At 34.9% G+C, this 19,247-nt stretch carries 17 protein-coding genes and 2 tRNA genes; 13 read left to right on the forward strand and 6 right to left on the reverse strand.

Going from position 1 to position 19,247, the window contains the following annotated elements:
* Positions 1–169 precede the first annotated feature (169 nt).
* From AB674_RS14425 to AB674_RS14450, 5 genes are all read left to right on the forward strand, one after another.
* Positions 170–243: transfer RNA gene (locus AB674_RS14425), tRNA-Asp, on the forward strand.
* A gap of 210 nt (positions 244–453) precedes the next feature.
* Complete coding sequence (locus tag AB674_RS14430) at positions 454–1,278, forward strand: AraC family transcriptional regulator (protein WP_047777711.1); 825 nt, start codon at positions 454–456, stop codon at positions 1,276–1,278.
* A gap of 623 nt (positions 1,279–1,901) precedes the next feature.
* The gene (locus AB674_RS14440; protein ID WP_047777714.1) at positions 1,902–3,266 is read left to right on the forward strand and encodes a TolC family protein; all 1,365 of its coding nucleotides are present in this window, start codon (positions 1,902–1,904) and stop codon (positions 3,264–3,266) included.
* Between the two features lie 18 nt (positions 3,267–3,284).
* Complete coding sequence (locus AB674_RS14445) at positions 3,285–4,331, forward strand: HlyD family secretion protein (RefSeq protein ID WP_047777715.1); 1,047 nt, start codon at positions 3,285–3,287, stop codon at positions 4,329–4,331.
* A 1-nt stretch (position 4,332) separates the two neighbouring features.
* Positions 4,333–5,916 (forward strand): MFS transporter, encoded by a 1,584-nt coding sequence (locus AB674_RS14450; RefSeq protein WP_047777717.1) that lies wholly within the window; start codon positions 4,333–4,335, stop codon positions 5,914–5,916.
* Positions 5,917–6,050: 134 nt separating this feature from the next.
* Here the strand turns inward: AB674_RS14450 and AB674_RS14455 are convergent, their stop codons facing one another.
* On the reverse strand, positions 6,051–6,818 hold the full coding sequence (locus tag AB674_RS14455; RefSeq protein ID WP_131701549.1) for a hypothetical protein: 768 nt from the start codon (positions 6,816–6,818) through the stop codon (positions 6,051–6,053).
* Between the two features lie 364 nt (positions 6,819–7,182).
* On the opposite strand from AB674_RS14455, the gene AB674_RS14460 reads away from it, so the two are divergent.
* A complete protein-coding gene (locus AB674_RS14460) occupies positions 7,183–7,413 on the forward strand; it encodes a hypothetical protein (protein ID WP_047777720.1) in 231 nt (76 codons plus the stop codon).
* A 357-nt stretch (positions 7,414–7,770) separates the two neighbouring features.
* Here AB674_RS14460 and AB674_RS22850 read toward each other — a convergent pair whose 3' ends face one another.
* The 3 genes from AB674_RS22850 to AB674_RS14470 all read right to left on the reverse strand — a co-directional run bounded on the left by AB674_RS22850 (position 7,771) and on the right by AB674_RS14470 (position 9,089).
* A complete protein-coding gene (locus AB674_RS22850; protein ID WP_165579381.1) occupies positions 7,771–7,941 on the reverse strand; it encodes a hypothetical protein in 171 nt (56 codons plus the stop codon).
* Positions 7,942–8,001: 60 nt separating this feature from the next.
* Entirely contained in the window at positions 8,002–8,541 is a 540-nt protein-coding gene (locus AB674_RS14465) for a DUF6934 family protein (RefSeq protein WP_047777721.1), read from the reverse strand.
* A gap of 466 nt (positions 8,542–9,007) precedes the next feature.
* Positions 9,008–9,089 (reverse strand) — tRNA-Leu (locus AB674_RS14470).
* Between the two features lie 109 nt (positions 9,090–9,198).
* Between AB674_RS14470 and AB674_RS14475 the strand changes: the two genes are divergently transcribed.
* The 5 genes from AB674_RS14475 to AB674_RS14495 all read left to right on the forward strand — a co-directional run bounded on the left by AB674_RS14475 (position 9,199) and on the right by AB674_RS14495 (position 14,133).
* Complete coding sequence (locus tag AB674_RS14475) at positions 9,199–10,587, forward strand: dipeptidase (protein WP_047777723.1); 1,389 nt, start codon at positions 9,199–9,201, stop codon at positions 10,585–10,587.
* A 303-nt stretch (positions 10,588–10,890) separates the two neighbouring features.
* Positions 10,891–11,316, forward strand: a complete 426-nt coding sequence (locus AB674_RS14480; RefSeq protein ID WP_047777724.1) for a hypothetical protein — start codon at positions 10,891–10,893, stop codon at positions 11,314–11,316.
* Between the two features lie 11 nt (positions 11,317–11,327).
* Positions 11,328–12,287, forward strand: coding sequence for a DUF6624 domain-containing protein (locus AB674_RS14485; RefSeq protein WP_047777726.1), 960 nt, complete (start codon positions 11,328–11,330; stop codon positions 12,285–12,287).
* Between the two features lie 2 nt (positions 12,288–12,289).
* Positions 12,290–12,661 (forward strand): BlaI/MecI/CopY family transcriptional regulator, encoded by a 372-nt coding sequence (locus AB674_RS14490; RefSeq protein ID WP_205625362.1) that lies wholly within the window; start codon positions 12,290–12,292, stop codon positions 12,659–12,661.
* Positions 12,658–14,133 (forward strand): M56 family metallopeptidase, encoded by a 1,476-nt coding sequence (locus AB674_RS14495; RefSeq protein WP_047777729.1) that lies wholly within the window; start codon positions 12,658–12,660, stop codon positions 14,131–14,133. Before AB674_RS14490 ends, AB674_RS14495 begins: the two co-directional genes overlap by 4 nt.
* Positions 14,134–14,219: 86 nt before the next feature.
* Here AB674_RS14495 and AB674_RS14500 read toward each other — a convergent pair whose 3' ends face one another.
* Positions 14,220–15,584, reverse strand: a complete 1,365-nt coding sequence (locus AB674_RS14500; protein ID WP_047777731.1) for a saccharopine dehydrogenase family protein — start codon at positions 15,582–15,584, stop codon at positions 14,220–14,222.
* A 193-nt stretch (positions 15,585–15,777) separates the two neighbouring features.
* Between AB674_RS14500 and AB674_RS14505 the strand changes: the two genes are divergently transcribed.
* Together AB674_RS14505 and pckA are read left to right on the forward strand one after the other, a co-directional pair.
* A complete protein-coding gene (locus AB674_RS14505) occupies positions 15,778–16,164 on the forward strand; it encodes a DUF423 domain-containing protein (RefSeq protein ID WP_047777732.1) in 387 nt (128 codons plus the stop codon).
* A gap of 209 nt (positions 16,165–16,373) precedes the next feature.
* Positions 16,374–17,978, forward strand: coding sequence for a phosphoenolpyruvate carboxykinase (ATP) (gene pckA / locus AB674_RS14510; RefSeq protein WP_047777734.1), 1,605 nt, complete (start codon positions 16,374–16,376; stop codon positions 17,976–17,978).
* A 152-nt stretch (positions 17,979–18,130) separates the two neighbouring features.
* Here the strand turns inward: pckA and AB674_RS14515 are convergent, their stop codons facing one another.
* Positions 18,131–19,189: a phytase gene (locus AB674_RS14515; RefSeq protein WP_047777735.1), complete on the reverse strand. Its 1,059-nt coding sequence runs from the start codon at positions 19,187–19,189 to the stop codon at positions 18,131–18,133.
* Between the last annotated feature and the right edge of the window lie 58 nt (positions 19,190–19,247).

A 19,247-nucleotide genomic window follows, 5' to 3' on the forward strand; every position in this document is an offset into this window, starting at 1 on the left:
TTCATCCCCAAAATTGGAATTTGGAATTTTAAAAGATTAGAATTTTAATTTCAACGAATCTAATTATCAGGGTGTTCGAAAAATTAACATTTTTATTTGTTTAAAAAACGTGAAAAAGCTTGTGAAATCAGAACTTCTGTCGTAGTTTTGCACCCACAATAACGCAGTTGGTTTGGTAGTTCAGTTGGTTAGAATACATGCCTGTCACGCATGGGGTCGCGGGTTCGAGTCCCGTCCAGACCGCAATATTGGAAGAAGCCTTTCTTAACGGAAAGGCTTTTTTATTTTTAGTACTTTCGATCGTCTCATTTTCTTCCTTATATTTAGTAGGTAATAAATTAAACTGCAAAAAGCGTTTGGATTTAAACAAGTTTGTAAAGCTGTAATGGTTGTATTTTGTAAACCTTGCGATTTTCCTTTTGCACTCCTTGCGGTTGAAATCTTTATTTTTCGATGGAACAAACAAATCATAAAGTAGATAAGTATTACATCAAAAAAGTAGATGCCGATCAAAAAAGCATTTACTGTCATCATGATGTAATGGGCGAATTATTTGTTCCGACGCATAAACATGACAAAGCACAGTTGCTTTATGCCGAAGGTGATGTCGTGTTTGTTACGACCGAAACCAAAACCTATTTTTTACCAGCACGACATTTTATATGGATTCCGGGTGGAGTAGAACACAGCATTCATCCAAAATCTGAAAATGTGATGATGCGAAATCTGTATTTTCCTGTTGAAAAGAATGAAAATGATTTTTATCAAAATGAAGGAATCTATCCGGTAAATAATCTGCTGCTTCAAATGATGCTTTTTACGAATCAATGGAACGGTGATCTTAAGGATGGAAGTCCGAATTTTGTAATTGCCAAAGCGATAAAAGCGATTCTTCCTCAAATCTGTCTGATCAATTTACCTTTAGAATTGCCTTTACCGAAAGACCCAAGATTGGGTAAAATTCTGCGACACATAGAAAACAATCTGGGAGAAACGATTTTGTTTGCTGAGGTTGCGCACGAATTCGGGTATAGCGAACGCTCTTTGTATCGCTTGTTTCAAAAGGATCTTAAAATGTCATTCATTCAATATTATACCATCAGGAGAATCTTAAAAGCAATTGAGCTATTATTAGAAAGAAAACTTTCTGTAAAAGAAGTGGCTCAGGAAGTGGGCTATAATAGTGTTCCTACGTTTAGCAATACTTTTTTTAAGATTTTAGGACAACGCCCGTCTGATTATTTGGGAGGTGAGGAGATTTTGGTACGAACTAGATAAAGATTGTTTCACGCAGATTTAGCGGATTAGGCGGATTTTGGTTGTTTTGACGAAGGAAGAATCTTAGTTGGTTATTCACGTTGCAAAGTTCCATCTTTATTAAAAAAAAATCTGCTAAATCTGCGAGAGAAGTTTCACGCAGATTTAGCAGATTGGGCGGATTTTTATTGTTTCGACGAAGGAGAAATCGCATCTGAATATTTGGAATAGGAAGAATCCTGGTTGGTTACTAACATATCACACCGCAAAGTTCCGCTTTTAGTAAGATTAAAAAAATCTGCTAAATCTGCGAGAGAAGTTTCACGCAGATTTAGCAGATTGTGCGGATTTTTATTGTTTTGACGAAGGAGAAATCGCATCTGAATATTTGGAAGAGGAAGAATCCTGGTTGGTTACTAACATCTCACGCCGCAAAGTTCCGCCTTTAGTAAGATTAAAAAAAAACTGCTTAATCTGCAAAATCTGCGTGAGAATTTAGCGCATTATTTTCAATAGTTTAAAACGGTTTCGCTTAAAATAAGAATTTTTGGAAATGTCCGAAATGAATATGTTATTGACTTTCTAGAAGTATCAGTCATTAAAAAAATGCAGGAACTTTGCATCATAATTTATTTTATGTATTCATGTTCCTTATAAAACCGATTTCCACACCGGAAAAATTCCTTAAAAGATTGACTTTGTTTCTTTTTTTTATAGGATTTACCACTTCATACGCTCAGCAGGTTGCTACGATTTCATTAAAAGAAGCAATTAAAATAGCCAGAGAGCACAACAGAAATATTCTCAAATCCAATCTTGAAGTTACGCTTTCAAAAGAAAATATTAAAGAAAACAAAGAACTTCGTTTGCCTGAAGTTGAATTGAACGGAATGTATTCGCGAATCACCAATTTGACAGAATTCAAAGGAGGATTCCTGAAAGACAAAGAAGTTACCAATACAATTCCTGAAATCTATCAGGTTGGTACCGCTGTTAAAATGCCAATTTATGTTGGGAATAAAATCAACAATGCTATTAAGATTGCCAATCAGGAAAGTAAAATCGCCCTTATAAAAAAGGAGAAATCAGAAAATGATATTCAATTGGAAGTCATTGGAACCTATTTGGGGATTTACAAAATGATGCAACTTCAGAAAATCATTGAAGAGAATATCAAAGAAGAATACAACCGACTCAAAGAAGTTCAATCGCTGCAAAAGCACGGTACGGTAACTAAAAACGAAGTGATTCGTGCTGAGTTGCAACTCTCGGATCGGGAATTGAATGCGCTGACAAATTCGAAAAATATCAAAATTGCACTTCATGATTTCAAAACGCTGCTTCAAGTATCCGAAGAGCAAGAGATAGCTATTGATACAACGGCAGATATTGATGAAATGAATAGTATTGATCCGTATGACTCTTATATGACTCATGCTTTGCAAAACGAAGAAATGAGAATTTCCAGTCAGGAACTTGCAGTCAAAAAAACAGAATTGAATTTGGTAAAAGGGAATTATTACCCAAGTATTCATTTCTTTGGAAATTACAGTTTAAACTATCCGAATTATAAGTTCTTCCCGCCAGATCCGTATCTGTATTCATTGGGACAAGTTGGTATCGCAGCCAGTTTTGATCTTTCGGGTTTGTATAAAAACAGAACCAAAGTAGAGATCGCGAACACCAAAATTCAGTGGCAGGTCCTGCAATCCGAAATTGTAAAAGACAAGGTAAAAGACGAATTGTATAGAAACCATACCCAATATCAGGAAATCCTCGAAAGATTTAAAGTGGTCGATAAGGCTTTGGAACTGGCTAATGAGAATTACCGCATTGTAAAACTGAAATACTTCAATCAGTTGGTTTTGGTGACCGAAATGGTCGATGCAGATAATGCTTTATTGCAAGCTAAATTCAATAAAATTTCAACCCGTATTGACGCGGCAATGAAACATTACGAATTGTTGCGCACGGCAGGAATGCTAAAAGAAGAGTTTAAAATTCAATAAAAATTAGGAATAGAATTTATGGCAAATAAAGGAAAAAAGACCGGTGCGTTTTTTCATGTTTTTGTAAAATTAGTAGCAATTGTGCTTATTGTGAGCGGAATTAGTTTGGGAATCTGGTTTTATGTTTTTACTAAAAACCACGAAGAAACCAACGATGCGCAAATAGAGCAATATGTTACTCCGATTATGTCCCGAATTACGGGTTATGTTCAGGAAGTTCGTTACGAAGAAAATCAGTTGGTACATAAAGGCGATACGCTGGTTGTGGTAGATAACAGAGAATATAAATCAAAGTTGGATGTGGCTTTGGCCGATGTTCAAAATGCGAAACAAAATAGTGTTGTTGCTGAAAAAAATGTAAAAACAACATCTGGGACTTCGGCGATTAGTGAATCGCAATTATTGGCTGCGAAAACCGATTTATGGAAGGCAAAATCAGAGTACGATCGATACAGAGCTTTGGTAAAAGAAGAAGCGGCAACGCAACAACAATTAGAAAAAGTGAAAGCAGATTACGAATTGGCTCAGGCGCATTGTCAGGAGATCAAAAACCGAATTCAATTGGCAAGTTTAAGTACTTCTCAGGCAGCGGCAAATGTTCCTACTGCGACAACAGTAATTCATTCGAAGCAAGCGATCGCAGACAATGCGGCTTTGTATTTGTCTTATACGGTTGTTACGGCGCCTTATGACGGTTGGGTTGGAAAAAGAACTATTCAGCCTGGACAACTAATTAAAGAAGGGCAATCGTTGGTTGCTATTGTAAGTAAAGAAAAATGGGTGACAGCAAATTTTAAAGAAACACAACTGCAATACTTAAAAGTAGGGCAGCAAGTAACTGTTAAAGCAGATGCGGTAAAAGGGAGAGATTTTGTTGGCGTGATTACCTCGTTGTCACCTGCAAGTGGCGCCCGATTTTCATTATTGCCACCGGATAATGCTACCGGAAATTTTGTGAAAATTGAACAAAGAATTCCGGTAAAAATAAAACTTCAGGAGAATGATGCGCAGACAGATTTTCTAAGAGCTGGAATGAATACAACCGTTATTGCTCAACACGATTAAAATGAATGACCAAGACATTTTTAAATCCTGGGTTCCCAATTGGGCAATTGTAATTATTCTGTTTGTTTGTTTACTGCATTCTATGATTTTGCTTGGAGTATATACTTCAAACGTAACCTATGCGGCAAGTTTTTTGGATATTGAACCCGAAGATTTGCAGTTCGCAATGTGTGTGACCTACGGAACTTTACTGGCAACAATTTTGATTGAAGCTCGATTTTATAGTTTTTTTCCGACAAAAAACTACCTTATGGCGGTTTATTCCCTGGTGGGAATTACGATAGTTTCGTCAGCATACGTTACTAATTTTACTGTTTTTTTGCTACTCAGGGTCTTCGAAGGAATTCTAATGGCGTTACCCGTAATTACTATTAGACAATTGTTGATAGGACGTTTTAATTCTAAAAATGCAATTGTAATTGGATTCTCCTTTTATTATGGGGCATTATTATTGTCAACGCCATTTATTATGAATATTGCTGTTTGGTTTCTGGATCATTACGACTGGAAATACATGTTATACGTTTCGGGAATGCTGCAGGTTTTGAATGTCTTTTTGATATGGATTACGTTTAAAGGTCATCGGATTACAAAGAAAATTCCGTTATATCAGATCGATTGGATAAGTTATGTTTTGGTGTTGACAGCAATTCTCACAGGAGCTTATTTTTTTGTGTATGCCGAGAAAAAATACTGGTTCGAATCGTCTCAAATGATTCTTATGTTGATGATTGCTTTGATTACGGCGGGTTTGTTTGTTTTTAAAGAGCTTTCGGTAAAACGACCGAGTTTTAACTTCGAAGTTTTTAAATATGCCAATCTTCGAATCGGATTTTTATTGTTTTTTCTTTTTTATATCAGCAGAGCAACGCTTAATCTTTGTCATGCTGCTATGTTCCAGATTTGGAATTGGGATCCGTCCCGCGTGGCCGGAGTGCAATACATTAATGGACTGGGAAATGTGATCGGATTAATTCTGGCGGCTTTCTTTTTGATAAAATCAATATCCACAAAGTATATTTTTCTGATTGGTTTTTCGCTTATAGCCTTGTTTCATTTTTGGTTTACGTTTCTTTTTGTGCCCGACGTTGCTTTGAGTGATATTATAATTCCGTACGTTTTGCAGGGAATCGGAGTGGGACTTTTGTTTGTGCCTTTGATTTTGTTCACCACATCATCAGTGCCGCCTAAAATGGCTGCGTCATCAGGAATTATTGGAGTTTCAGGACGTTTCTGGGGCAGCACTATTGGTTTTTGTATTATGCAGAATGCGATGGCATTTTTAAGCAAAAAACACTTCTTGAAATTAAGTCAGTTTGTAACCGATAATAGCACCGAAACACAGGAGGTAATTGCCAAAACAACACAAAGTTTTATAGCAAAAGGATATACGGCAGAAAATGCCAATACATTAGCTATAAAAAAGATTTTTGGTACTGTAGCTAAACAATCGACTTTACTGGCAGATATGGAAATTTATACAATTGTGGGGTATGGTCTGTTGGTTTTGATCGTTTTGATTGCATTCAATCAGCATCTGAAACAGACAGTGAATTTGGTTAAGAGTAAGATTTGGATCGGATAGGGTTGGAAATTCCAAATTCCAAGATCAGAAGAATGATGAGCGTGTAAGTTGGTTGGGGATTTATAGATTGTCAATTTGTTTTTTCGGTGTGAGAATTGTGTTTGGGTTACAATAACTGTGATAGAATGTTGCTGTTATTTCATCCAGCTAATTCTGTAATAATACCCAATTTCAGGATTCAGTAAATGATATTCATAACTTTTAGTGGTGCTGTCAAAGGAAATTTCTTTTATTTTTTCGAAAGAAGCATTTATTGCGGAGGTTATTTTTCTTTTTTCTAAAATTGCATTTTTCGAAAATTCTAAAGGTTTGTTCTTAAGGATTATTCTATAATGTATAATGTCAACTTCACTGGTTACTCTTGTTTCAACATGTGGTAATGAAACTTTGTCTACATCATCCAGTATGGCTTTAAAATGCAGTACACAACTTTGATTATAGTATATTGGTTTTTTAAACTTTAATAAGGCTCTGTCGTACTTTGTTGGGTCATGTTCATCTACAATGTTGATGACCTCTTGCAGGTCAGATGTTATTTTTGGTAAATGAGTGCCTGTCCATTTAAAATTGTAATCCATTTCTGTGAGTACAGGTTTTTTTACTTGTATTAGTTTATAGGTTTCGTATGTTATACTATTTCCGTCAAGTGTTTCGTATTTAATGAATGTAGATCTATTCTCATGATCAGTCTGTTTTATGTCTAAGACTTTGTAGAGTGTATAGATAAGATAAATCGTAAAAGTTAAAAGCATTAAGCAGAAGAATGTCAATGCAATGAATAGTGCCAGTTTATCGGCAATAAATAGAAAAACGAGCCCTAATATTGATGCCAAAGAAGCAAAAAAGGCAAATTTCCCTGAAAAAAGGCTACAGATAGTTGTAGTGAAGTTTTTAGAACTCATAAATGCAGTCTCTTACAGGACTACAGTTTTTTCTCATATTTACGCGTCTCCTCCCATGATATTCAATAGATTAATTATTTGATACAAATGTAAGATAAATTTTACTTATAAAGTTTTTTCTTTCTGATTTTCTGTTTTTTAACGTTTTGTTGGGGTGTTGTCATTGTAAACTTAGACGGTATTGTCTTGGGATTTACATGTGTTTCTGTGTTGTTGAAAACTTCGTAAGTTCTGCAGGTCAATCATCTTAAAGATGTTTTATGCGAAAAAATAAAATAAAGTTGGACTCATATGTGTGTCCAATTAAAAAATAAATCTTGTGAATTTTGGTGTATAGATATTATTCAAACTAAAATTTAAAATTATGACTACAAGTAACATTTCAGAAGTCGAGACCAGACTAACAGATTTTTTTGCAAACAAAATAGATCCGAAAGATATGGCAAAGACCATACGACGATTTAATTATTTAATTGCTTTGAGCGTAATGGAGGAAAGTGAAGTCTTTCCATTTGAAAAAACCAGCCTCAAAGACGATTTTTATTGGCTTAATGAATTGACAGAAGTTTTAGATCCTTATTTGGAGATTGAGTAAAGTAACAGAGGTTTTGCACACCGTGTCATTTCGACGAAGGAGAAATCACACAAGGAATTCCGTATAGTAAGTCGCTAATCTTTGTCGAGTTGCGAACGTGATTTCTCGTTCCTCATATAAAATCATTTTCTCCGTTTTCCTGAAGTAAATCTGACAGGTTTCAAAAACCTGTCAGATTTATTTTTAGAGTATTTAGGAGTATTGGAAGTTTACGAAAAACCAAAACCTCCATAAATCAAAAAAGCTTCTGATTTCTCAGAAGCTTTTTCAGTGCGGATAATTGTCTATGGTAAAACATAAAAAAGTCGATTTAGAGAGCTAAATCGACTTTTTTCTATTTCACTTTGATTGTTTGTATTAAATAGGTAGCGACTTTAAATCGCTTAAGTTTTTCTTTGCTAATTCTATTTTATCTGTAAACAATTCTTTTCCTTTAAGAGTGTTGGCAGCTTCAGCAATTTTTTCTTTAGTTGTGGCAGATGCAACAATAACTTTAGAAGCTTTTAAGGTTGTTTTAATTGTTTTCATGATTGTTTAGTTATTAGTATTTGGTTAAAAAAGAGCACTTTAACTACAGGTAAAATTAGATTATTTTTTCTTATAAACCAAAATGTCGTCGTAATCTTGGTTTGGAATATATTGTACAAATAGGTTTTCTTTGGTTTTGTTACGTCCAAAAAAAGTAAAACTTTCAGAGAGTTCATCGAAATTTTTGTCTACATAGTATCGATATGTTTTTATTCTTCTTTGATGGTTTTTGCATTTATCTGTACATTTTTTTGTGCACTTCGGAAGACAATCATTTATAAAATTCTCATGACTGTCACTACCACTTACTATAATTACTGCGTCAGGATTAGTTTCGAAAAAACTTGGAATAGTACTTAAGACCGTATTAAATACAATATAGATATCTCCATTATTGCTATTAATATTGTCAATAATTGTACCCTTGTCTTCATCATAATCTCCGAATCCCAGATTATAAACAGTTTTTGAGTCTATAATAGTTACGGGCGAGTATTCAATTGCTTTAACAATGGTTTTTTCGCCAACACTGGCAAATAAATATCTAATTTTTATTTCAGCTTCAGTTCGTTCAGTGGCATATATTGGAAGAGTATTCAAAGTGTTTAAACCTTTTAAAATGAGTTTGGTATAATGGCATAAAGATAGATAGTTCTATTTTTAAAAACATTTTTTACTTGTTAATTTATTTTAAATTCTTACATTTTTAACAAATAGAAGTAGTCGGTTTTGAATATAGTTGTTTGGCTTAATGAATTGACAGAAGTTTTAGATCCTTATTTAGAGATTGAGTAAAGTAACAGAGGTTTTGCGCATCGTGTCATTTCGACGAAGGAGAAATCACACAAGGAATTCCGTATAGTAAGTCGCCAATCCTTGTCGAGTTGCGGACGTGATTTCTCGTTCCTTATATAAAATCATTTCCTCCGTTTTCCTGAAGTAAATCTGACAGGTTTTTGAAACCTGTCAGATTTATTTTTAGAGTATTTTAGAGTATTGGAAGTTGACGAAAAACCAAAACCTCCATAAAATAAAAAAGCTTCTGATTTCTCAGAAGCTTTTTCAGTGCGGATAATAGGACTCGAACCTACACGCCTTGCGGCACCAGATCCTAAGTCTGGCATGTCTACCAATTTCACCATATCCGCTCAATTGTGGGTGCAAAGATAGACATAACTTCGAATATTCAAAGCCTTTTTTCAAAAAAAAATAATCTTTTTTTTTTGCTACTTTTGAATTTCTATAAAAATCATTTAAATGGAAAATATTAAGGCTTACGTTCAACAACATAAGGATCGCTTTATCAATGAGTTGATCGAATTATTGAAAATTCCGTCGGTAAGTGCCGACACTGCATATTCGCAAGATGTTATCGATACGGCGGAAGCTGTTAAGGAAAGTTTAACAAAAGCAGGCTGTGATTTAGTCGAAATTTGCGACACTCCGGGTTATCCAATCATTTATGGGGAGAAAATAATCGATCCTAATCTGCCTACTGTTTTAGTGTACGGACATTATGATGTTCAACCACCGGATCCAATTGAGTTATGGACGTCTCCTCCTTTCGAACCTGTTATTAAAACTACCGAAATTCACCCTGAGGGAGCAATTTTCGCACGTGGAGCTTGTGATGACAAAGGTCAGATGTACATGCACGTAAAAGCGCTTGAATATATGGTACAAACCAATACCTTGCCTTGTAACGTAAAATTCATGATCGAAGGTGAAGAAGAAGTAGGATCTAAGAGTTTAGGTTGGTTCGTAGAACGCAATCAGGAAAAACTAAAAAACGATGTGATTCTGATTTCGGACACAGGAATGATTTCTAACCAACAACCATCTATTACTACAGGCTTACGTGGTTTGAGTTATGTAGAGGTTGAAGTTACGGGACCAAACCGTGATTTACACTCAGGATTGTATGGTGGAGCAGTAGCAAACCCAATTAACGTTTTGGCAAAAATGATTGCTTCACTTCATGATGAGAACAATCATATTACCATTCCGGGATTCTATGATAAAGTAGAAGAATTATCTCTTGAGGAAAGAGCTGAAATGGCAAAAGCGCCTTTCAGTTTAGAAAATTATAAAAAAGCATTAGACCTAAATGATGTTTACGGAGAAAAAGGATATGTAACGAATGAACGCAATTCGATTCGTCCGACTTTAGACGTAAACGGAATCTGGGGAGGTTACCAAGGTGAAGGAGCAAAAACGGTTATTGCAAGCAAAGCTTTCGCAAAAATCTCAATGCGTTTAGTGCCAAACCAGGATTGGGAAGAAATCACAGAACTTTTTGCTAAACATTTCACGAACATTGCTCCGGCTGGAGTTACTGTAAAAGTATCGCCGCATCACGGTGGTCAAGGATATGTTACACCAATCGATAGTATTGGTTATAAAGCAGCAAATATGGCTTACACAGAAACTTTTGGAGTTCCTGCAATTCCGGTTCGCTCAGGTGGAAGTATTCCAATTGTAGCTTTGTTTGAAAAAGAACTAAAAAGCAAAACCATCTTAATGGGATTCGGATTGGATAGTGACGCAATTCACTCGCCAAACGAGCATTTTGGAATTTTCAATTACTTGAAAGGAATCGAAACGATCCCGTTGTTTTACAAGTATTTCGTAGAGCTGTCTAAGTAATTTTAGATTTTAGACTTCATTTTTAGATTTTTACTCTTTGTCAAACTTAGATAAAGATAAATTCAATAGAATCCGTTCAGAAATGAGCGGATTTTTTTTGTTGCCTAACCTCAGTTTTGGAATTTGGAATTTGAGTTTTGGAATTTCATTTCGATAGCTTTCCGCAGCAAGAATTTTTAGGGTCTTACTTAGATCTAAGTATTTCAGAAACTTAGCGCCTCAGTATCTTTTTCAAAAGAAAACTTGCGCAATTAAATTTTATTTCTACATTTGTAGAGCAACATCTATAAATGTAGAGCAAAAATGAACAAGAAAACACTTTTTATATTATTCCTGTTTGCATTTCTCGGATGCAAAACCGCACCAATTAATCAGAAAATTGATAAAAAGAAGGAAGGGAAGTGGATGGATGTTTATGTTCAGGATAATGTTGAATATAAGTCTATAGAATATTACAAGCATGATGAGCCTGTAAAAAAGTGGAAGACCTATATAAATGGAAAAATTTATAAAACGGAGAAATACAAAAACGGAATCTGTGTAGTGAAAAACTACTATGAAAACGGAAAACTAGAGTCCAAAGGAAATACAAAATTGGAAATAACGACTTTGCAATCACATTGGTTTTATTTTGGAGATTGGAAATTCTATTCGGATAAAGGAAAGTTAAAAGGGATTAAAAAGTATGAAAACGGAGAATTAGTATCGGAGCAAAAAATTAATAAGTAAGTATTCAGGTTATGAAAAAAAGGTTTGTTTTTATTTTAGTTGTATTCAATAGTATTTTGCTTCAAGCGCAAACTTATAGCGATTTTGTTCGTAAAGGCGATTCGTGTTATGCTGGTGGAGCATATAAAATTTCGGTAGGGTTTTATGAAAAAGCATTCAAAAAAGAAGCTGTAAAGTCTGCTCATTTGTACAACGGAGCCTGTTCTGCTGCATTAGCAAATGAGTCAAAAAGTGCCTTTAAATGGTTGAATCTGGCAATCGATAACGGTTATGAGAATTTGGGTCATTTAAAAAAAGACAGAGATTTAACGGTATTGCATTCACAAAAAGAATGGAAGGAGCTAATTGAGAAGTTTCAAAAGAAAATGGATGGTATTGAGGCGAATTATGACAAACCGTTACAGAAAGAGCTGCTTGCGATCTATGATGAAGATCAGGATATTCGAAAAGACTTTATGGCTGTTTATAAAGATAAAAAGTCTGACAAGAAAAAGATAGACAGTATTGGTACGATAATGATTTATAAAGACAGTCTGAATTTGATTAAAGTAGCAAAGATTCTGGACGAAAGAGGATGGGTAGGGAAGAACACGGTTGGTGAACAAGCGAATCAAACCTTGTTTTTGGTTATTCAGCACGCACCTTTGAAAACCCAACAAAAATACCTTCCGATGATGCGGGATGCGGTTAAAAAAGGAGATGCAAAAGCCGGCTCATTGGCTTTGCTTGAAGATCGTGTGGCATTAAGAGAAGGAAGAAAGCAAATTTACGGAAGTCAGACTTCAATGGACAGGACAACGAGAAAGCCTCATATTTCGCCAATGATTGATCCTGATAATGTAGATAAGAGACGTGCCGAAGTCGGGCTTGGAACTATGGCGGAATATGCACCAAAAGTCGGTCTCGTTTGGAATTTAGAAGCTTATAAAAAAGAATTACCTGAATTGGAAAAACTAGAAAATCTTAAATAATTATGCAACTATCAAACTCAGAAGAACAATTAATGGAGCATCTTTGGAAGCTCGAAAAGGCTTTCATGAAAGATTTGTTGGAAGCTTATCCGGAACCAAAACCGGCCACAACAACAGTAGCAACTTTGCTGAAGCGAATGATTGATAAAAAATTCATCGCTTATAATGAATTTGGAAATTCGAGAGAGTACTACCCGTTGGTTAAAAAAACAGCTTATTTCTCGAAACATGTCAACGGTCTGATTAGTAATTTCTTTAATAATTCGGCCTCGCAATTTGCTTCGTTTTTTACGACAGAAACCGATTTGTCCACTTCGGAATTGGAGGAGCTTAAAAAAATAATCGATTCACAAATTCAAAAGAAGAAAAAATGACAGCCTTTCTTATAAAATCGACGATCGCATTATGTGTGCTTCTGGGCGTATATTATTTGCTTTTGGAAAAAGAGAAATTTAATCAGTTTAACAGGTTTTTCTTGTTGGGGAGTCTTCTCATTTCGTTTGTTATTCCGTTTGTAACTATCGAGATAATAGGAGAAGTTTCGAGTGTTGCGACTAATAATGTTGCGGTTCCCGGGCAGATCACGGCAGAAATAGTAGAAGAGAAAACGCCTGTTTACGAGATTATAGGTTGGCTTTTGTATGGAATAATTACAGCCGCTTTGTTTTTTCGATTTGTAAAAAACTTGTATAAATTAATTCAAAAGACAAATGCAGTTTCGGTATTAAAATATCAAAATGTAAGATTGGTTTTGTTGAAAGAACAAACACTGCCTTATACTTTTTTGAATACAATTTTTGTGAATGAAGAAGACTATCAAAACAAAAAAATAGAAAGCGAATTGTTTACCCATGAACTGATTCATGTAAATCAAAAACACTCTGTGGATGTTTTGTTGATTGAATTAATTAAAACGATTTTTTGGTTCAACCCTATTTTTATTTTCTACAAAAAAGCAATACAACTCAATCACGAATTTCTTGCTGATAGTAAAGTTGTCAAATCACATAACAATGTTTCGTTTTATCAGCATTTATTGCTATCTAAAGCGAATCAAAGTCCGATATATTACCTGGCCAGTAATTTGAACTATTCTATAACCAAAAAAAGATTAATTATGATGACAACTACAACGTCAGTTTCAAGAGGATTGTTTAAAAAGACGCTTCTTTTACCATTACTAACCGGGCTCGTGTATCTTTTGTGTACCAAAACAGTAGCGCAGGAAGTAAAAGAAAAAGTAGCTTCAGGCAAAGAAACCACTAAAAAGGCAAGTCTTTTTGCTACTTATTATGATAATACAACTTTTAAAATTAAAGATGACAAAGGAACTGTAGTAGCAGAGAAAAAATACAAAGAACTTACTCCCGCAGAGAAAAAGGTGGTTCCGAATGTGTTTGAAGGATCGAAATTCCCGCCGAATAATGAGGAATTGGAGAAAAAGCTAGAAAAAGGAGGGCCAGAATCTGTTGAAATTGATTTGTACGAGCCAAAGAATCAAAAAGTAAAAAAAGAAGAAGGAACTGTTTATAAAACGTCTGATTTAACAGAGAATCCTGTTTATCCTGATGGGGTGTTGGCATTTTATAAATTTGTAGGTCAGAATTATAAAATGCCAACAACGCCGGCAGATGTAAAATTGAAGGGTAGGGTTTATGTCACTTTTGTGGTAGAAAAAGACGGGACTTTGGCTGATTTTAAATTGCTGAGAGATGTTGGGTACGGAAGTGGAGAAGAAGCAATAAGAGTGCTTAAATTATGCCCGAAATGGATACCCGGAAAAGTTAACGGGGAGCCGGTGGCAGTCATGTACAGTTTACCAATTACCGTTCAGTCGGCAGAGTAAGAATAAAAAAATCCGCTTCTTGAAAAAGAGAAGCGGATAAAATTAAAAACTAAAAAAAAAATCTCGAAAAAAAAATAAACCAGAAACTAGAATAGGTCCGGGTTATATCCAAAATAAGGCATGGTTTGCTCGTTAAAAACGACACCATACTCTTCTAATTCTTTTAAAATTGGCAAATAAACTTCTTTGTTTATAGGAAGTTGTACGCCCGGTGTTGTGATTTTTCCATTCAAAATTAACAAGGTGGCCATAGCTACCGGCAGGCCAACTGTTTTTGCCATAGCCGTATAAGTCTGATCGTCTCCAATACAAACCATTTTAGAGTCAATTTGTTTTTTCTCTCCATTAAGTTCGTATCCAAATTTGTGATACATTACAATCATATCTTTATCATCAGGCTCTAAAGTCCAACTATCAGAAAGTATTTTTTCTAAGATTTGCGCAGGAGTAGCATTGGGCAGGTTTATTTTTTTGTTCGGATTGAATAAATCCAATTCCAAAAGTTTGTCCCACATGATATCGTCCTGATCAATTTTTAAGATCAGTCGTGTTTTAATTTCAACAGAATCGGTTGGGTGATACGGCAAGAAAGAATTCACAAACTGACGGTAACTCATATTTTCAGAATCTTCCATCACATAACTGTCATCCGTCATGCCCAGTTGTACAAACATGTTCCAGGCTTTAGAAAAACCAACTCTTCTGATGGTTCCTCTGTACAAAGTCAGGATATCGTCTAAACCGTAAATAGAACGGTATTTTAGAGAATCACGGTTAGAGTAAGCTTCAAATTTTCCGTATTCCTCCACTTCAAGAAATTCAGTTCTTCTAAATAAATTACAATACGGAATATATTTATAAGTGCCTTCTTGTACAAATTTGGCAGCGCCACCCTGACCTGCTAAAACTACATTTCTTGGTGCCCAGGTAAATTTGTAATTCCATAAATTATTGTCGGATTCAGGTGCTACTAATCCGCCGCAAAAAGATTCAAAAAGTAACATATTGCCGCCTTTCAATCTGATTTCATCAATTACTTTCATGGCGCTCATATGGTCGACTCCCGGATCAAGACCAATTTCGTTCATGAAAATTAAATTGTTCTTTTTTGCTTCTTCGTCCAAAGCCTGCATGGCATCGCTGATATAAGAAGCAGTAACAAGATGTTTTTTAAATTGAAGACAATCTTTTGCGATCTCAATATGCAAATGAGCCGGCAACATCGATATTACAATAGATGCCTTTTCTATTGCCGCTTTTCTTTCTGCAGTATTAAATATATCTAAAGCCATTGGAGTGGCATTCGGGTGTTTCTGTGTCTTCTTTTCGGCCAAAGCCAAAGATAAGTCTGCTACAATAAGATGTAACTTTTCGCTTTCAGATTTTGCCAGTAAATAACGGATCAGGGAAGAGGCAGATCGACCGGCTCCAATAATTAAAATGCTTCTCATAATTTATATTTATAACACAAATATATTAAAATGTTATAAATATAACAATATAAAGAGTTGAAAAAAATCATTTATTTTTAATTTTAAGAGTAAAACAGTCGAATTCCTTTTATTGAAAAAGATTTTAAAAAAGTGAAAAGCTTTTCAGATTGTTTGCAGTATTTTTGTTTGAATATTGAAAAACATAGAAAAAATGAAAAGAAAAATTGTTTTGACAGGTGCTTTTTTAGGGATGGTAGCTATTATTTTAGGTGCTTTTGGAGCTCATCTGTTAAAAAAATGGTTATCGGTTGATCAATTAAATACGTTTGAAGTTGGAGTTCGTTATCAAATGTATCATGCTTTTTTTCTGTTTTTTCTTTCAACCAGAAAAGAGATTGCCGAGAAGACTTTAAAAACAATCTACAACCTTACTGTCGCTGGTGTCCTACTGTTTAGTGGGTCTATCTATTTATTAGTTACAAAAGACTACACTGTTTTTGACTCGAAAATTATAGTATTCGCAACACCTTTGGGAGGATTTTTATTAATTATAGCCTGGCTGGTGTTATTTGCTACTATTTTGAAGAAAAAATCATAAAATTCAGAATAAAAAATTCTATCTAAAAATTAATCTTTAATTTTGTCTCATAAATAACATATGATATTGCTTATGTGAATTTTTATTGGTTTTTATCTGTATTGGTAAAAAATATAACAATTCGAATTTCAAAAGTATAACTGCTTAAGAATCAAAGTAAAAATTATGTTTGTTCACTAAAAAAAGAAACATACACAACAACAAAATTTATGGACGCTAACACACTTTACACGCAATCGATTTCGTTAAAGGAACTAGGAATTGAAAATGCAAAAGTTCGCTATCAATTATCAGCTGATGAATTGCATGCGATTACTTTGCAGTCAGGCCAAGGTGTTGAGAGCTCTACTGGAGCATTGGCAATTAATACAGGCGAGTTCACAGGTCGATCTCCTCAGGATCGTTTTATCGTAAAGGACAGTATTACCGAAGATCAGGTATGGTGGGGAAAAGTAAATATCCCATTTTCTTCTGAAGCTTTCGAAAAACTATATAATAAAGTAACACAGTTTTTATCTAATAAAGAAATTTTTGTTAGAGACTCTTATGTTTGTTCTGATGCAAATTATAGATTAAATGTTCGTGTAGTAACAGAAACGGCTTGGTCTAACTTGTTTTGTTACAATATGTTTTTAAGACCGGAAGAATCAGAATTAGCTAACTTTAGCCCGGAATGGACTGTAGTTTGTGCGCCAAGTTTTATGGCAGATCCTGCTGTAGACGGTACACGTCAGTCTAATTTTGCTATTTTAGATTTTACTAAAAAAATAGCACTTATTGGTGGTACAGGATACACAGGAGAAATGAAAAAGGGAATCTTCTCTGCTTTAAATTTCATTTTACCGGTTTTTAAAAATACATTACCAATGCACTGTAGCGCCAATGTTGGTGAAGCAGGAGATACAGCAATTTTCTTCGGATTGTCCGGAACAGGAAAAACAACTTTATCAGCAGATCCGCAACGTAAGTTAATCGGAGATGATGAGCACGGTTGGACTGGCGAAAATTCTGTTTTTAACTTTGAAGGAGGTTGTTATGCTAAAGTTATTAATTTAACAGAAGAAAACGAACCGGATATCTTTAGAGCAATTAAAAAAGGAGCGCTTTTAGAAAATGTAGTTTTCAAAGCGGGAACTAATGAGGTGGATTTTGATGATGTTTCAATTACTCAAAATACACGTGTAAGTTATCCAATCACACACATCGATAACATTCAACCGGGATCTATAGGACATAATCCTAAAAATATATTCTTTTTGACGGCAGATTCTTTCGGAATTTTGCCTCCAATCTCAAAATTAACTCCAGGTCAGGCTGCTTACCACTTTATTTCAGGATATACGGCTAAAGTTGCCGGAACTGAAGCAGGAGTTACAGAGCCACAACCTAATTTCTCAGCTTGTTTTGGAGCGCCATTTATGCCGTTACACCCAACACGTTATGCAGAAATGTTAACTAAAAAAATGAAAGACGCAGACGTAAAAGTTTGGTTGATCAATACAGGTTGGACAGGTGGAGCATACGGAACAGGAAGCCGTATGAAATTAAAATACACTCGTGCAATGATCACTGCAGCATTAAACGGTGAATTAGACAACGTTGCTTTTGAGAATCATGAGATTTTTGGAATTGCAAAACCGCAAACTTGTCCAAATGTTCCAAATGAAATCCTTAACCCTAGAAACACTTGGGAAGACAAAGATTTATACGATAAAAAAGCAATTGAATTAGCTCAGAAATTCAAAGCTAATTTTGCCAAATTTGAAGAATTTGCCAATGCCGAAATTTTGGCTGGTGCACCGATTACAGAATAAGGAAAATTACTAATTCAAATTTTAAAAAAGCTGTTCGTTATGAACAGCTTTTTTGTTTTTGTCTCAGTTTTCAGTCACAGTTTTCGGTCTCAGTTTTCAGTCTCAGTTTTCAGTTCCGGGTAAAAACTGAAAACTGCGACTGCGACTGAAAACTATTTCCTGTCTTTGTCAATACGTTGTTGCATCAAATCCCAAGTATAGTAATGAAAGGTCATTCCGTTGCTCATGGCTACCAGGAGACCGTTTTTGAATTTCCCTCCTAAGTTTGCACTGGTGGCATCTGCTCCGTCGCATTCAATTGTTGAGGTTGGGATTTCTGCTAATAAAGGATATTCGTTTGGATTTCCGTTGACACCTTCTCTTGGATAAACCATAAAAGTATTTGCTTGTTGGTTGGATACTAAAATGTAACCTGTCGAGTCTGTTTTTTTATAAATTGCGATTCCTTCATTATCTGCTTTGAATCCGGTTTTCCCAAAAAGAGCCAGTTCTTTATTGTCCTTTAAGGCAGGATCTGCTTTGTACTTTCTGATTCCGAATTGTTCATCACAGTATAAAATAGTTCCTAATTCGTTGTCAATTGCGATAGCTTCAATTTCTTTTTTTCCACTGTAGGCTCCAAATTTTCGAACTACTTTGGCAGTTGCTGTTTTTCCGGAAGCAGAAAGTTCATATTGCCATAAATAACTTCCTGATGGTCCTGATTTTCTTCCTACAACAGCAAAAATCTTCTTGTCGCTTGGGCGTGTGTATAACGCAACTCCCATTGGATCTCTTAGAGTTTCGCCTTCAAAAACAGGGATTCCACCATTATCAATTGGTTCTAAATTTGGTAAACTAAAGATTCTTATTTTGTTACTTTCACGTTCTGTAGTAACGGCAATATCTACTTTTTTACCATCAATTAATAAACCGTAAGCGATATCAACATTGTTTGGCCTTTTTAAAGGAATTGATTTTTTTAGAATTTTTCCATTCAAATCAAAAGCATACAAAGCGCCATCAGTGTCTTTATCTGTTCCTATAATAATACTTTTTGAAGAATCTGTGGGGTGAATCCAAATAGAAGGGTCATCTGTGTCATGTGGTAAAGCTTCTGTCGTAATGGTTGGTTTTACTGCATTTTTAGCGACAGGCGCTAATTTGTCGTCTTTGCAAGCGATGCATAAAAGCGTAAAAAGTAAAAAAGTCAGTGCTGATATATTTTTCATTTTGTTTGTTTTTTTAAATGCAATTAGACAGAGCGGTTAAACTCTGTCTAATTTAAGA

Source organism: Flavobacterium sp. ABG, from assembly GCF_001027725.1.
Lineage (GTDB): Bacteria > Bacteroidota > Bacteroidia > Flavobacteriales > Flavobacteriaceae > Flavobacterium > Flavobacterium cupriresistens.

Coding starts and splice junctions, on each gene's coding strand:
- AB674_RS14430 (WP_047777711.1), top strand. CDS start 454: ATGGAACAAACAAATCATAAAGTAGATAAGTATTACATCAAAAAAGTA.
- AB674_RS14440 (WP_047777714.1), top strand. CDS start 1,902: ATGTTCCTTATAAAACCGATTTCCACACCGGAAAAATTCCTTAAAAGA.
- AB674_RS14445 (WP_047777715.1), top strand. CDS start 3,285: ATGGCAAATAAAGGAAAAAAGACCGGTGCGTTTTTTCATGTTTTTGTA.
- AB674_RS14450 (WP_047777717.1), top strand. CDS start 4,333: ATGAATGACCAAGACATTTTTAAATCCTGGGTTCCCAATTGGGCAATT.
- AB674_RS14455 (WP_131701549.1), bottom strand. CDS start 6,818: ATGAGTTCTAAAAACTTCACTACAACTATCTGTAGCCTTTTTTCAGGG.
- AB674_RS14460 (WP_047777720.1), top strand. CDS start 7,183: ATGACTACAAGTAACATTTCAGAAGTCGAGACCAGACTAACAGATTTT.
- AB674_RS22850 (WP_165579381.1), bottom strand. CDS start 7,941: ATGAAAACAATTAAAACAACCTTAAAAGCTTCTAAAGTTATTGTTGCA.
- AB674_RS14475 (WP_047777723.1), top strand. CDS start 9,199: ATGGAAAATATTAAGGCTTACGTTCAACAACATAAGGATCGCTTTATC.
- AB674_RS14480 (WP_047777724.1), top strand. CDS start 10,891: ATGAACAAGAAAACACTTTTTATATTATTCCTGTTTGCATTTCTCGGA.
- AB674_RS14485 (WP_047777726.1), top strand. CDS start 11,328: ATGAAAAAAAGGTTTGTTTTTATTTTAGTTGTATTCAATAGTATTTTG.
- AB674_RS14490 (WP_205625362.1), top strand. CDS start 12,290: ATGCAACTATCAAACTCAGAAGAACAATTAATGGAGCATCTTTGGAAG.
- AB674_RS14495 (WP_047777729.1), top strand. CDS start 12,658: ATGACAGCCTTTCTTATAAAATCGACGATCGCATTATGTGTGCTTCTG.
- AB674_RS14500 (WP_047777731.1), bottom strand. CDS start 15,584: ATGAGAAGCATTTTAATTATTGGAGCCGGTCGATCTGCCTCTTCCCTG.
- AB674_RS14505 (WP_047777732.1), top strand. CDS start 15,778: ATGAAAAGAAAAATTGTTTTGACAGGTGCTTTTTTAGGGATGGTAGCT.
- pckA (WP_047777734.1), top strand. CDS start 16,374: ATGGACGCTAACACACTTTACACGCAATCGATTTCGTTAAAGGAACTA.
- AB674_RS14515 (WP_047777735.1), bottom strand. CDS start 19,189: ATGAAAAATATATCAGCACTGACTTTTTTACTTTTTACGCTTTTATGC.